Source organism: Undibacterium sp. Ji42W, from assembly GCF_049340405.1.
In the GTDB taxonomy this organism is placed as follows: Bacteria; Pseudomonadota; Gammaproteobacteria; order Burkholderiales; family Burkholderiaceae_D; genus Undibacterium.
Window position 1 is genome coordinate 283,281 of sequence record NZ_JBMPOV010000004.1, and the last position, 14,813, is coordinate 298,093.

13 protein-coding genes are annotated in these 14,813 nt (G+C 49.3%); 7 read left to right on the forward strand and 6 right to left on the reverse strand.

Annotated elements, in window-relative coordinates:
* Nucleotides 1-48: 48 nt before the first annotated feature.
* A complete protein-coding gene (acs, locus tag ACO0LG_RS10610) occupies nucleotides 49-2,043 on the reverse strand; it encodes an acetate--CoA ligase (RefSeq protein WP_423026075.1) in 1,995 nt (664 codons plus the stop codon).
* 301 nt (nucleotides 2,044-2,344) lie between these two features.
* On the opposite strand from acs, the gene ACO0LG_RS10615 reads away from it, so the two are divergent.
* The 7 genes from ACO0LG_RS10615 to ACO0LG_RS10645 all read left to right on the forward strand — a co-directional run bounded on the left by ACO0LG_RS10615 (nucleotide 2,345) and on the right by ACO0LG_RS10645 (nucleotide 8,394).
* The gene (locus ACO0LG_RS10615) at nucleotides 2,345-2,944 is read left to right on the forward strand and encodes a TIGR00645 family protein (RefSeq protein ID WP_423026077.1); all 600 of its coding nucleotides are present in this window, start codon (nucleotides 2,345-2,347) and stop codon (nucleotides 2,942-2,944) included.
* Nucleotides 2,945-3,006: 62 nt separating this feature from the next.
* Nucleotides 3,007-4,530 (forward strand): fumarate hydratase, encoded by a 1,524-nt coding sequence (locus tag ACO0LG_RS10620; RefSeq protein ID WP_423026079.1) that lies wholly within the window; start codon nucleotides 3,007-3,009, stop codon nucleotides 4,528-4,530.
* A 33-nt stretch (nucleotides 4,531-4,563) separates the two neighbouring features.
* Nucleotides 4,564-5,409: a glutamate racemase gene (gene murI, locus ACO0LG_RS10625; protein ID WP_423026081.1), complete on the forward strand. Its 846-nt coding sequence runs from the start codon at nucleotides 4,564-4,566 to the stop codon at nucleotides 5,407-5,409.
* Nucleotides 5,410-5,551: 142 nt separating this feature from the next.
* Nucleotides 5,552-6,211, forward strand: coding sequence for a MarR family winged helix-turn-helix transcriptional regulator (locus tag ACO0LG_RS10630; protein ID WP_423026083.1), 660 nt, complete (start codon nucleotides 5,552-5,554; stop codon nucleotides 6,209-6,211).
* 204 nt (nucleotides 6,212-6,415) lie between these two features.
* The gene (locus ACO0LG_RS10635; RefSeq protein WP_423026085.1) at nucleotides 6,416-7,186 is read left to right on the forward strand and encodes a hypothetical protein; all 771 of its coding nucleotides are present in this window, start codon (nucleotides 6,416-6,418) and stop codon (nucleotides 7,184-7,186) included.
* 30 nt (nucleotides 7,187-7,216) lie between these two features.
* A complete protein-coding gene (locus tag ACO0LG_RS10640) occupies nucleotides 7,217-7,768 on the forward strand; it encodes a carboxymuconolactone decarboxylase family protein (RefSeq protein WP_423026087.1) in 552 nt (183 codons plus the stop codon).
* A 74-nt stretch (nucleotides 7,769-7,842) separates the two neighbouring features.
* The gene (locus ACO0LG_RS10645; RefSeq protein WP_423026089.1) at nucleotides 7,843-8,394 is read left to right on the forward strand and encodes a redoxin domain-containing protein; all 552 of its coding nucleotides are present in this window, start codon (nucleotides 7,843-7,845) and stop codon (nucleotides 8,392-8,394) included.
* 31 nt (nucleotides 8,395-8,425) lie between these two features.
* Here the strand turns inward: ACO0LG_RS10645 and ACO0LG_RS10650 are convergent, their stop codons facing one another.
* The 5 genes from ACO0LG_RS10650 to ACO0LG_RS10670 all read right to left on the reverse strand — a co-directional run bounded on the left by ACO0LG_RS10650 (nucleotide 8,426) and on the right by ACO0LG_RS10670 (nucleotide 14,682).
* Nucleotides 8,426-8,773 (reverse strand): hypothetical protein, encoded by a 348-nt coding sequence (locus ACO0LG_RS10650; protein ID WP_423026091.1) that lies wholly within the window; start codon nucleotides 8,771-8,773, stop codon nucleotides 8,426-8,428.
* A gap of 16 nt (nucleotides 8,774-8,789) precedes the next feature.
* Entirely contained in the window at nucleotides 8,790-9,305 is a 516-nt protein-coding gene (locus ACO0LG_RS10655) for a hypothetical protein (protein WP_423026092.1), read from the reverse strand.
* 124 nt (nucleotides 9,306-9,429) lie between these two features.
* Nucleotides 9,430-9,906 (reverse strand): hypothetical protein, encoded by a 477-nt coding sequence (locus ACO0LG_RS10660; protein WP_423026094.1) that lies wholly within the window; start codon nucleotides 9,904-9,906, stop codon nucleotides 9,430-9,432.
* A 59-nt stretch (nucleotides 9,907-9,965) separates the two neighbouring features.
* The gene (locus ACO0LG_RS10665; protein WP_423026096.1) at nucleotides 9,966-11,159 is read right to left on the reverse strand and encodes an aromatic amino acid transaminase; all 1,194 of its coding nucleotides are present in this window, start codon (nucleotides 11,157-11,159) and stop codon (nucleotides 9,966-9,968) included.
* A gap of 250 nt (nucleotides 11,160-11,409) precedes the next feature.
* Nucleotides 11,410-14,682, reverse strand: coding sequence for an amidohydrolase family protein (locus ACO0LG_RS10670; protein ID WP_423026098.1), 3,273 nt, complete (start codon nucleotides 14,680-14,682; stop codon nucleotides 11,410-11,412).
* Between the last annotated feature and the right edge of the window lie 131 nt (nucleotides 14,683-14,813).

Sequence of the window (14,813 nt, forward strand, 5' to 3'; positions counted from 1 at the left end):
CATTTTATTTACTACTGATCAAATAATGCATTTACTTATTGCGCCTGCCTATTGTGCTTGCTTCAATTGTTCCAGAATAGCAGGATTTTCCAGCGTTGAGATATCCTGAGTAATTTCCTCACCCTTGGCCAATACACGCAGCAAGCGGCGCATGATCTTGCCAGAGCGCGTCTTTGGCAAATTATCGCCAAAGCGGATTTCCTTGGGCTTTGCGATAGGGCCAATTTCTTTCGCTACCCAATTGCGTAACTCTGTTGCGATTTTTTTAGCTTCATCGCCGGTTGGACGTGAGCGCTTCAATACAACAAAGGCACAAATAGCCTCGCCTGTGGTGTCATCAGGTTTGCCCACCACGGCGGCTTCCGCCACCAGAGGATTTGCCACCAAAGCAGATTCGATTTCCATCGTACCCATGCGGTGACCAGATACATTCAATACATCATCGATACGACCAGTGATGGTGAAGTAACCAGTATCTTTATTGCGTATCGCACCATCACCAGCCAGATAAACTTTACCGCCGAACTCTTCCGGGAAATAGCTTTTCTTGAAGCGCTCAGGATCACCCCAAATGGTACGTATCATGGAAGGCCATGGACGCTTAACAACCAGGATGCCGCCCTGTCCATTCGGCAAATCATGACCTGTTTCATCAACAATAGCAGACATGATGCCTGGCAAAGGCAAGGTACATGAACCCGGCACCATAGGCGTTGCGCCTGGCAGGGGCGACATCATGTGTCCACCTGTTTCTGTCTGCCAGAAGGTATCAACAATTGGACAATTGGTGCGGCCAATATTATTGTAATACCACATCCACGCCTCAGGATTGATAGGCTCACCGACAGAGCCCAGCAAGCGCAGGGATGACAAATCAAATTTATTGGGGTGGATATTGGCGTCACCATCTGCGGCCTTGATCAGCGAACGTATCGCTGTAGGCGCAGTATAGAAGATAGTGGCTTTATGTTTCTCTATCATGCTCCAGAAGCGCCCGGCATTCGGGAATGTAGGTACGCCTTCAAACACGATTTCAGTTGCGCCGGCTGCCAGCGGGCCATAAGTAATATAGGTGTGGCCAGTGACCCAGCCTATATCAGCAGTACACCAGAACACATCGGACGGTTTGATATCAAACGTCCATTTCATCGTCAAGATAGCCCACAACAAATAACCACCGGACGAATGCTGTACACCTTTTGGTTTGCCTGTAGAGCCAGATGTATAAAGTATGAACAAAGGATGCTCTGCACTGACCCATTCAGGCTCGCATACTGCGGACTGTGTTGCTACCAATTCGTGCATCCATACATCACGCCCGGCGGCGACATTGATATTGCCGCCCGTGCGTTGATAGATGACGACACTTTTTACTTTTTCGCAATCACCTAATGCCAACGCCTCATCCACTATCGCTTTCAAGGGCAAATGCTTGCCACCACGGACTTGTTCATCGGCAGTGATAACCGCAACAGCACCCACATCCACAATGCGCTCTTGCAAGGACTTGGCGGAGAAACCACCAAACACCACAGAATGCGTCGCACCTATCCGTGCACAGGCCTGCATGGCAACCACGCCTTCAACGGACATGGGCATGTAGATCACAACGCGGTCACCCTTACTGATACCCAGAGACTTCAGGCCATTGGCAAACTGGCAGACTTTTTCATGCAAATCCTTATACGTCACCTTGGTGACATCACCACCATCTGCCTCAAAAATCAGCGCTACTTTATCGCCATTACCCTTTTGCAGGTTCACGTCAAGGCAGTTATAAGACACGTTTAGCAAACCGTCTTCAAACCATTTGTACATAGGCGCCGTGGATTCATCCAGCACTGTGCTGAAGTCTTTGTGCCAATGCAGATTTTCGCGTGCCAGGCGCGCCCAGAAACCTTCGTAATCTTGCTCAGCTTCTTTGCATAGTACGTTATACGCTTCCATGCTTGGGATAGCCGCATTGGCAACAAATGCAGCGGGGGGGTAAAAAACGCGGGATTCTGTTTTAGCTTCAGCTTGCGCGGCGTTGAGGTCAGACATTGTTATCTCCAGCTTGTTATCGTTAGATTAAAATCTTCTGTACAGCTTCACCCCAAGCTGGCATTGCACCAGATTGTGGCAGTAATTATCACCTTTAAACACAGGGCAAACCATAAACTTGGAGACTTACTCAAGCCTTACGCTTACACTTTTGAAAAATGATACCACAAAGATACCATTACATCTCCACTACATACCTGATATTGGAATAGCCGCAGCTACCTCGCTACACGAGCAGGCTCTGCGCATGTAAAATACGGGCTTGCATTGACCACTGCCCTTTCCACCAACGATTGCCGACATGACTACACCAGTTTCTTCAGCCAAACTATCCCCCCTTGCCAGCCTGATTTTTTTTAGCCGCTGGCTGCAACTGCCACTTTATCTCGGATTAATACTTGCGCAATGCGTTTACGTATTTCACTTCTGGGTAGAACTGGTGGATTTGATAGGTGCTGCAATGGGTAATGAGGCAGCGCTGAAGCATATTATTGATGCGGTTTCCACCGGTGATGTCAGGCCGACAAAACTGACTGAAACCACCATCATGCTGGTTGTACTGGGCCTGATAGACGTGGTGATGATTTCCAACCTGCTCATCATGGTCATCATTGGTGGTTACGAAACTTTTGTCTCTCGCTTGGGGCTCGATGGCCACCCCGATCAGCCAGAATGGCTGTCACACGTCAATGCCTCGGTACTGAAGGTCAAACTGGCCATGGCGATCATCGGCATCTCATCGATACATTTGCTCAAGACCTTCATCAATGCGGGCAACTATGGTGCGGGCGTTATCATTGCGCAGACTTGCATTCATCTCGTTTTCTTGTTATCCGCCCTGGCTATAGCTCATTGCGATCAAATCATGACGAGGACTGCACAAGCCAACAACAATCATTAATTATTTATACAACGCATTTATTTTTTATCACTTAATTTTATTACCTAGCCAAGAGCCAAATCATGACAGTCATCAAGCAAGACGATCTGATCGAGTCGGTAGCCGCCGCGCTGCAATACATCAGTTACTATCATCCAGCCGACTATATCGCCCATCTGGCACGCGCTTATGAAGCCGAGCAAAGTCCAGCAGCAAAAGATGCTATTGCACAAATCCTGACCAACTCGCGCATGTGTGCAGAGGGTCGCCGTCCAATTTGCCAGGACACAGGTATCGTCAATGTATTCCTGAAAATCGGCATGAGCGTGCGCTTTGAAGGTTTCAGTGGTTCAATCATTGATGCAGTCAATGAAGGTGTGCGTCGCGGTTATAACGACCCCGACAATAAACTGCGCGCCTCTATCGTCGCAGACCCCCACTTCGAACGTAAAAACACCAAGGACAACACTCCTGCCGTAGTGCACATGGAGCTGGTGCCTGGCGATACAGTCGATGTCAAAGTCGCAGCCAAAGGTGGCGGTTCCGAGAATAAGACCAAATTCGTCATGTTGAATCCCTCTGATTCCTTGATTGACTGGGTAATGAAAACCGTACCGACCATGGGTGCGGGCTGGTGCCCGCCAGGCATGCTGGGCATAGGTATAGGCGGTACTGCAGAAAAAGCCATGCTGATGGCGAAAGAATCCCTGATGGATGACATCGACATGTATGAGCTCAAGCAACGCGGCCCGCAAAACAAGACGGAAGAATTGCGTATAGAACTGTGCGACAAAATCAATGCACTGGGTATAGGCGCACAAGGTCTGGGCGGTTTGACGACAGTACTCGACGTCAAGATCAATATGTATCCTACTCATGCAGCATCCAAGCCTGTTGCCATGATCCCTAACTGTGCGGCAACGCGCCATGCGCATTTTGTGCTTGATGGTTCTGGCCCCAGCTATATAGAACCACCAAAATTGTCTGACTGGCCAGATGTCAGTTGGGCACCTGATACAGAAAAATCCAAACGCGTCGATCTGAACACCCTGACCAAGGAAGAAGTCGCATCTTGGAAGCCAGGCCAGACCTTGCTCCTGAACGGTAAAATGCTGACAGGTCGTGATGCAGCCCACAAGCGCATTCAGGACATGCTGGCCAAGGGTGAGCAATTGCCAGTCGATTTCACCAACCGTGTTATTTATTACGTAGGCCCGGTTGATCCTGTACGTGATGAAGCAGTTGGCCCAGCAGGCCCAACTACCGCCACCCGCATGGATAAATTCACTGACATGATGCTGGAAAAAACCGGCCTGATCTCGATGATAGGCAAAGCAGAACGCGGCCCAATCGCCATTGAATCCATACGCAAACACCAGTCAGCATACTTGATGGCAGTAGGTGGTGCGGCTTATCTGGTTTCCAAGGCCATCAAATCAGCTACGGTAGTTGGTTTTGCTGACCTGGGCATGGAAGCGATTTATGAATTTGATGTCGTTGATATGCCAGTCACAGTTGCGGTTGATTCCAGCGGCACGTCTGTACACAACACTGGCCCGAAAGAATGGCAGGCGAAGATAGGTATCATTCCCGTCAGCGCATCCTGATTATTAATGTTAGAAACAGGAGTCAATCCCCCGATGGCATCAGAGGAATTTGCACGCTCTGCTCCAATTGGGGTATTTGATTCTGGCCTTGGTGGCCTGTCAGTATTGCAGCACATACGCCAGACCTTACCACATGAAGCATTGCTGTATGTGGCAGACTCAGGTTTCGCACCTTATGGTGACAAGACCAGTGCAGAAATTCTGGAACGCAGTATCGCCGTTACAGATTTTTTGCAATGCAAGAAAATCAAGGCTCTGGTAGTTGCCTGCAATACCGCCACTGCCGCGGCAATCAAACATTTGCGACTGCACTATCCAGACCTCATCATTGTTGGCATGGAGCCTGGCTTGAAACCGGCAAGCATACTTAGCAAGACAAGGAAAGTCGGCGTACTGGCAACTCTGTCCACCATACAAAGCGAAAAATATCAGCACTTGAGCACAAAGTTAAGTGCAGAGACCGGCGTGGAATTCATTCCGCAAGCCTGCATAGGCCTGGTCGATCAAATAGAAAAAGCCGAAGCAAATGCAGATCAAACCTGGCTTTTGCTGCAAAAATATCTGCGCCCTTTGCTTGATATAAAAGTCGATACGCTGGTCCTGGGTTGCACCCATTATCCTTTTGTCGCCAAGCTCATACAGCAACTCACGTCTGCGTATATTCCCGACGGTGACCCCATCACACTCATTGATACTGGAAAAGCCGTTGCATCCCAAATACAGCGTTTGCTAGCTGAGCGATATCTGACAAATACCAGCAGGGATACTCCCCACATTCATGTTTACACCAACGGCAATCCAGAAAATCTGAAACACGCTTGCACCCATTGGATTAACATACCGGAAGACAAATTAAGTGTTTTCACCTTCAACACCTGATTTCAGCACCAGATGCATCCGGCTTCGACTACACCGATAAAATCCCATATATAGAAGCAGGTAAATCCACACGACATCAAAAGCACAAACAATTTAATTAGGAGTCCTTTACATATCCATTTTATTGCATCATAATGCGTGCATGAAAAAGCCAGCCAGCCATCCTTGGGACGAAACGCCAGCAACCAGTGAACGCATACTGGATGCGATTGCCAGAATTGCCGGCGTATTGCGCTCGGGCACCTGGCAATTCGCCACATCTGAAGGTTTGAATCCCACCCAAGTCGATATCATAGACATGCTGGCAGCTCGCAAAGATGCTGTCAGGCTCTCATGGATAGCCGAGCAATTGGGTGTCAGCACAGCCAGTGCCAGCGACTCTGTGAGTTCATTGACTGCCAAAGGTCTGGTAGAAAAAGCCCGTGCCCCAGACGATGGTCGCGCCATTGCCTTGAGACTGACTGCTGATGGTCATGCGCTGGTCAAAAAAATAGCTGGTGCAACCGGTTTTGCCAGCGAAGCCATTGAGCAATTGTCACCTGCAGCACAGGAACAAACTTTTACCAGCCTGCTGAACTTGATAGGCAAATTGCAGCAAGCCGAACATTTTCCGGATATACGCGCCTGTGTCACTTGTGCGCACTTCATGCCGAACAGACACGACGATGTGTTCGCCCCCCATCATTGTGCCCTGGTGGATGCACCTTTACGCAAAGAGCAATTGCGCCTGGATTGTCCTGAACATCAACAAACAGCAAACAACATCATTCGCAATAACTGGAAGAAAATAGAAATGAAATAAAAATGGATAAGTAAGAATGGAATAGCTGAATATGAGTTAGCCAAGGCAGTTCGCCTATTTTTTTAACTTATTTAATTAGGACTCCTATTAATAATATTTGATGCTGTGGTTCTTGCGTCGAATGTAAACAATACACGCATCAGAAATTAGCTTGGCAATGCGTGGCAATAAACAGAACCGTCACATGACATATGAAAGATAAACATGGAACACAGATACAAAAAACTCTGCCTCAGTCTTGGTTTTGGTCTCAGCCTGGCCGTGACAAATGCAATGCACTGGGCAGCAGCGCATGATCACGCACATCAGGGTGGTATACAAACTGAAGCCAGCAGCAAGATCAAACCTGACTTTGATATTTTCCACACCAAGATTACGACTGAAGGCAATGTCGCAATTTTTCATATTGCCGTCTCCGGCAAGGCGGGCAAAACCAGGCCCGCCAAATCAGGCAAGCTCGCGGGCAGCGCTGTTTTCTCCTATGTTTGGCCAACGACTCTGGATCCATCCGTAGTGGGTTTCGAGCCTAAAAGTGGCATACTGGCTTTTGCTGTTACGTCTCACCCCGACTTTGATGACACCCCGCTTTTTGATGAAAACGGCGATGGCGATCCCAATAATGATGGCAATGTCTGGCACTCACACTGGGTCGTCTTGCAGCCCGACCAGGCTTGCGGCAAAGATGCACTGAAGGTGGTTGATATTCCCGAGGGTAGCAAACCCCGCCTGCCAAAAACCTGGCCAGGCTTGCCCATACTCATAGACAGCCCGGGCTGGAACCCCACCTTCAAAGGCAAGACGCTGGAAGTGCGTGTTCCCTTTGATGATATAGCCAGCATTCAATCTGCCGGCTTTGATGGCGTCACTGCTGCCCTGCGCGTCCATGCCAGCGTCCATGCTCCATTACTTTGCGTGATCAATGTTTTCAAAGTCGCCTCAGGCAATCTCAGCCTGCCAGGTAAATTCAATCAATAAGTCGAAACCACAAACCAAAAAGGAATCACCATGTCCCGTGTTCAACTCATCAATCTCAAAGAAACATCTGGTACACGTCATGCCATTTTGAATGACATCAATACTGCCTTTGGTGCTACGCCAAATATGTTCCGCGCTGTCGCCAACTCTAAGGCGGCGCTCAACAGCATGTGGTCTGCTTTTGCTGCCCTTGGCAATGGCGTCATCCCGGCAAAACTGGGAGAGCAAATTGCGGTTGCCATAGCAAATCAGAATCAGTGCGAATACTGCCTGGCAGCACATACCGTATTGGGACAAAAAGCAGGTGCCAGTAGCGCAGAAATGGCAGCAGCCCAATCAGGCAACTCGCATGACGCAAAAACTGATGCAGCACTGAAATTTGTGCTGAAGGTAGTCAGCCAGCGGGCCCAAATCAGTAAAGATGATGTGGAAGCCTTGCGGTCACACGGTTATGACGATGAACATATCGTTGAAATCATGGCCCATGTTGCTCTCAATCTGTACACCAACTATATCAATGTGGCACTGGATGTACCGGTTGATTTTCCCAAAATCAAGCTGAACGCAGCCAGCAAAAATTAATTCGTTTTTTCAAGGTGCGGATAACTCCGCACCCTGCTCAGATAAATTCAAATAAAAGGAAAATGGAGATATCCATGATCAACAGCATCGCACCTGAACTCATTACTTCAGATTGGCTCAACACTGATGCAACTATCAGCTTACAGTCTTTACGCGGCAAAGTCGTATTCCTGCATAGTTTTCAAATGCTATGCCCTGCCTGTGTCACACATGGCTTGCCACAGGCAAGCGCAGTAAGGAATGTATTTTCGCAGCAAGAACTTGCGGTGATAGGATTGCACACGGTGTTTGAGCATCATCATGCGATGGGTAAAGAAGCCTTAAAAGCCTTTATCCACGAATATCGTTTGCGTTTCCCGATTGCCATCGACATGCCAGATCCAGTCAGTGGAATTCCTTTAAGCATGCAGAAATATGGCTTGCGCGGCACACCAAGTATCTTGCTCATAGACCGGCAGGGGCGCATCAGATTTCATCACTTTGGTCATATCGACGACCTTAAACTGGGCAGCATGCTGGGTCAGTTGGTGGCAGAGACAGATGCTACAGAAGAGCTTATCAGCGCGAATGAAGGCAAACCCAAGCAGGCCGCGGGATGCAATGAAGACTCGTGCAGTTTGCCTTAGACAAATCGGCGTCGGAATGTGCTAAGAACCGTCAAGAATTCATGACTGGTACAGGCAACACCAGATTGGTCGCCTTGGAAATTGCAGACCACAGTACGCCTACGACTGCATTCCAAACTTTTTCTGTGGTGACCATCAGCAAACCCCGCAAGGTTTTGGCGAAGCTTAAGGCCATGTCCTCCAGCCCATCCAGGAAAAACTGCTGGGTTTCAGGCGTAATCTGCTTGGTCAATATGCCGGTAGTGACCAGCTCAGCCTGTTGTGCTATGGCTTTTAACTGTTGTTGCGTAAATCCGCGCAAGGTTGTTACATCAGCTTGCAAAACACCAGAGGCTGCTGCCTGCATATCAGTGACGAGTTGATCTAGATCAAGTACCATATTTACTCCGCCGGAATTAACGTTGCAAGAAATTTTCATACGTAATTGCCTGATCCAGGTAGATCACGGCCTGCCCCTTGAAAGCCTGCGCCTCATAAGCAGTCACGCCTTGCAAACGATCTACATCACGCATTTTGCTCAGAGTTTCTGATACTTTTTTGATGGCATACGCACTAGGTGGCGTACTATCGTCACCTGACATGGCACGGCTACCACGTTTATCAAGCAGTTGATTGATGGTATCGGTCACCTTGTTTTTTGGCATAGGCCGGGCACCAGCCTGCAAACTTAGGGCATCCAGGCGGCCAATCAGGGAATTGTAATTATCAACGCGGGAGGAAAAACTACTTTTATCACTTCCGTTAGACATGTTGGCAAGCAAAATCATGGTGTCAGTATTGACTGCGACCAATCCATCAACCACTGTCTTGTCATAAGCAGGTGCCAACTGGATTGCGCAGCCTGAGAGCGAAATGCAAAGCCCCAGCAGGTATAAACGCATCCAGCACAATAATTGCACTACTGGCTTCATGATTACTCCACATGGAATGAGAATGACAGAGATGCCATACTAACATTTGGAGTTTAATGTCACATCGCCAGGCTTGTCTTTTTTGATATTTTTTTTGGCGATCTTCTATTTTAAGATAGAAGAATCAAGGCTTGAAAGAGTTTGCGATGAGCTTGGTTGCTTCATCATATTTTTCTTTGTTACTGGCAGCGTAATTCCATTGAAAGAAAGTGCACCAGTTACCAGTCGTCAGTAATTTATCATAGTAAATCTGCCTTCCTTTGGTACCAGAGACGACAGCAAAGCCTTTTCCTTTCGCACGGTAAGAAATGACCCTGCCTTCTTTTACTTTTTCTGCCTCTGCCTTCTTAAGAAATTCTGCGGGCGTCGTATCCCAGTCATCGATGCAGGCTCTGGCATAAACGCGTAATTCAGCTTCGCCATCTTTTGATAAAAACACTTGACCATCGCCGTTTGCAGCTTCGCCTTGCGGGATAAGATAATCTGGATAATCTATCGAAAAACCATATCGACCATTTACATAGGTTTTATAAACCAGTTCGGCAGAAAAAGCATTTGCGGTCAAAAATACCAACAAAGATAACAGATAACTATTTTTCATATAAAACCACAACGAGGAAAGTCCCTGTCCGGAAGATGTGCGGACAGGGACAATGACAATCAGCCTAAAACAGCCGCAATAGCATTCGCTGTCGCTTCTACGTTACCAGTATTTAGACCCGCAATACACATACGGCCAGAACGGACCAGATAAACACCGAACTCTTCTTTCAGGCGATCACACTGCTCAGCCGTCAAACCTGTGTAGCTGAACATGCCACGTTGCGTCAAGAAGTAACTAAAGTCGCGACCTGGCAATTTTGCACTCAGTACGTCATGCAATTTACGGCGCATCAACTGGATACGGTCACGCATGGCAACGACTTCTGCTTCCCACATAGGACGCAGTTCAGGGTCGCTCAGTACGCGGGCTACCAGTTGGCCACCATGCAGAGGTGGGTTGGAGTAATTGCGGCGGATTGTTGCCTTCATCTGACCCAGGACATTGACTGCCTGCGCTGCATCTGGGCAAACCACGCTCAGGGCACCGCAACGTTCGCCATACAGGCTCATACTCTTGGAGAAGGAGTTTGCCACGAAGAAGCTCAAGCCCTGCTCAGCCAGCAAGCGCACTGCATAGGCATCTTCGACGATACCGTCACCATAGCCTTGGTAAGCCAGATCGAGGAAGGCGATCAGTTCACGCTCTTTCAATACCGGCACCAGTTGTTGCCACTGTTCTTGGGTCAAATCGACACCAGTAGGGTTGTGGCAGCAGGCATGCAGCAGGACGATGCTTTTCTTTTCCGCGACCTTCAGTGCTTCTATCATGGCATCAAAACGCAAGCCACCGGTTGCTGCGTCGTAGTAAGGATAGGTTTTGACAGTCAGCCCACAACCTTCAAAGACAGCCTTGTGATTATCCCAGGTAGGGTCGCTGACCAGCATGGTCGATGTTGGGAAATAACGCTTGATGAAATCACCGCCCACCTTGAGGCCACCGCTGGAACCAACCGCCTGGATAGTCACGACACGGCCAGCTTTAACTGCCGCACTGTCTGCGCCAAACAATAGCTCCTGCACCGCTGTGCGGAAATTTGCTGCGCCCTCCATAGGCAGATAAGGACGGGCACCAGCATCTGCCACTACCTTGTGTTCGGCTGCACGCACGGATGGCAGCATAGGAATCTTGCCAGCATCGTCAAAATAAATACCGATAGACAAATTGATCTTGTTGGTGCGAGGGTCTTTACCAAAGGCCTCGTTCAAAGACAAGATAGGATCGCCAGGATAGGCTTCGACGTGCTGAAACATGATAGAACTCCAGATGGTTGGACATAGAATCAAGGCTGCAAAGTCGGCAATTCAATACCATTAAAGCAATATAAAATGCACCAGACTAATGCGTCAAGCCGCTATTGTGACACATGCCACCAGCAACTTAGGATACAGGCCGCTTTAATCGTTATAAGAAACTGTATATCTTGACTGTGAGAAGATGCAAAAAATGCAGCTATTTTTCAATAGCTGCATTCTTCATGACACTGAGTCGCTTATTCAGGCATTAGTGGCCGTGCGCATGCTCATCGCCTTCTATTGGCATTTCACCGCCGCTCTTGCCTTCAAAAAAGAAAGCCTTGCGCACTTTTTTGGTTTTACCCACTTCATTCAAGGTAGCAGATTCATACAAACGCCCATTCAGCATGACATGGCTGAGTTTGTCTGATTGCTGTATGTCTTTGAGGACATCACCATCAATAATCATCAAGTCTGCCAGTTTGCCGACTTCCAGAGAGCCTATGTCCTTATCCATGCCCAGATAACGTGCGCCGTTGATGGTGCCGCTGCGTATCGCTTCCATCGGTGTCATGCCACCTTTGACCAGGGTCCATAATTCCCAGTGTGCTGCCAGGCCTTCACGCTGACCATGTGCACCGAGATTGACGGGAACACCGGCTCGTTGCAAGGCGGTTGCAGTCTGCGCCACCTTGATGACATTGAAGTCTTCTTCCGGTGCAGTCTCACGTCTGACGCTACGTGGTTCCAGTACTGAACGCGGTACATATTTACTCAGCAGAGGATGTTTCCAGACATCGGTATGGGCATACCAATAATGCTCGCCATCAAGACCACCGTAGGCGACTCCCAGCGTCGGGGTATAGCCTACCTGCGTCTGCGACCACAGTTGTTTGACATCGTCATACACTTTCTCAACTGGCAAGGCATGTTCAACACCAGTATGGCCGTCGACTACCATGCTCATATTGGTCTGGAACAGCGAACCACCTTCCGGCACCACCATCATTTGCGTCTGGCGGGCCGCTTCCAGAATTTGCTGGCGTTGCTCGCGCCTTGGCTGGTTATAGCTCTTGACTGAAATGGCACCTGCTGCCTTGAGGCGCTTCAGATGTGTCAAGGCATCATCGAGATTATTCACGATGGCGGCGAAATTGCCCTTGGCACCGTACAGTATCGTGCCGGTAGAGTAAATACGCGGCCCCAGCACTTGCCCTGCTCTTTGCAATTCGCTTTGCGTGAAGATTTCGCCAGTGTCGTTCGACGGATCATGGATAGTCGTCACACCAAAAGCCAGCGAAGCATAATTCACCCAGCTTTGCTGCGGGATAATACCGCTCTCACCCATGCTGCCATGCCAGTGCACATCGACCAGACCCGGCAAGATGGTTTTGCCTTTGGCATCAATCTGCGTTGCACCTGCAGGTATGGCCACGTCAGCAGATTTACCAACACTAACGATGCGGTTATCCTTGATGACAATCCGGCCATCTTCGATGACCTCCTCGCCTTTCATGGTAACGATTCTGGCGCCGGATATGACTGTGTAGCCACTCGGTTTGTCAGCAGCCTGACGGAAACCTATCTTTTGCCCCTGTTCTACCGGTTTTGGCAATTCAGATGGTGCGCCCGGCACGAAAGCAAAAGCATCTTTCAATTCACGGCTGAATAATTCATCGCCGAGTGAGAAGTTGATACGCTTGCTGTCGCCAGACCAGTGCAGGTATTGACCAGCATTCACGTCCAGTTGCTTAACAGGCAGCGCATCCATTTTCTGCCCTATGGTGACCGCCTTGCCAGCGAGCGGCAATGGCGTCACATAGGCGTGATAGCGTTCGCCAAAAGCCAGCCACTCGCCGTCCGGCGAAATCGCAAATTCACCGGCAAACTCACTTTTTGCGACTGGCTGCTCAGGCTTGTCATCCAGAGGCACGCGTACCAGTGACGTAGTCCAGTCAACTTCGCCTGTGTACTGGGTGCGTGTAACGTACACTGCTTGCCCGTCCTTGCCAAATTGTGGGGAGCCGCCCTCTTCCGTCAACAGACGCGGATCGGATTTACCATCTGCATTCGCCAGGAATACGCCAGTTTCCATACCATGCCAGGGCGTAGTCAAGTAGCCACCCTTGGCTTTGACATAGGCGACTTGCTTGCCATCAGGTGAAAAACGCGCCTGCAAATATTTGCCAGGTGCCTTGGTCACAATAGTTTCCTTGCCGCTAGCCAGCTCTACTGTCCTGACAGAGCCGAGCTTTTCATCATTCCAGCTACTAAATACCACAGTCTTGCCATCCCGTGAAAAGCTGGGGAAGAATTCAAAATGTGTGCTTTGCGTAGTGAGGCGGCGTGGCGTGCCGTTTGGCAGGTCTTTGAGATAGATATGCCCCAGAGCTGAATACACGACCTTATCCCCCTGCGGCGCGACATTCACCCAGCGTAACTGGTGTACATCAAACTGATCCGGAGCAACTTCTTGTGGAAAGCGCAAGGCGCTGCGCACCTCCCTGGTGTCTTGTACATGGAAAGGGATATCCACTGCCTTGTGGCTGAATGGGTCGAGACGCCATAGCTTACCCTTGGCCCAGACCACAATCTCTTTGCTGCCAGGCATCCAGGCAAAAGCTGGATACACACCTTGTATGGCCCAGGCTTCCTGCATGTCACGCTCCAGTTCAGGCCAGGCTGCGCTTTCTTCACCAGTCTGCAAATTTTTCAGGAACAAGGCAGACTGATTGCGGATGCGGCGCACAAAGGCCAGGTATTTGCCATCCGGCGAAGGTACTGGGCGCACTGCACCGCCGGGACCGCTGACGAAAGCTTTGACCTTGCCATCTTGCAGGTCACGGCGGAAAATCTGGTAAATCTGCCCGTTGGAATTTTTATTGTATTCAAAGGACGTGCCTGGCGTTGTGTCTTGCGAATAATAAACATAGCGGCCATCAGGTGAAAATGCCGGCTCACCCAGGTCTTTTTGCCAATTGGGCTTTTCATTCAACTGCACACCTGTGCCACCATTCTGGTGATACAGCCAGATTTCACCTGAACCCAAGGAACGGGTGCCTGTATAGTGCTTGCGGGCGGCGATATACTGACCATTCGGATGCCAGACGGGATTATTCAAAAGCCGAAAATCTTCTTTACTGACTGCATGTGCATTGCTGCCATCGACATTCATGACCCAAACATTGTCACCACCACCGGCATCAGACATATAAGCAATCTGCTTGCCATCCGGCGAAAAGCGCGCCTGCATTTCCCAGGCGATAGAGTGTGTCAAAGCCTTGGCATCACCACCGGCAATGGGTAGTGTATATAAGTCGCCGAGCAAATCAAACACCAGTTGCTTGCCATCCGGGCTGACGTCCACGCTCATCCAGGTACCAGTGCGGGTGTCAATATTGACTGTCTTGCTTTCGCCGGGGGGATGATTGACATCCCATTTCTTTTTCTCAGCATCTGGCTTGGCGGCTGGCTCAGCGGCCAGCGCAGGCAAGCTTAGCATGACAGCCCAGGCCAGCGGCAGCAGTTTTGACACACGCATAAATTCTCCCCTTTAGTTTATTATTTAATTTGCCAGACTTCAGACTTAGCTTGCATTTATCTGCATTCTTTCGCATTCTTCAATATCAATGCGACTTCGATAATATATCAATAGAATATCAAGCAAGTGAA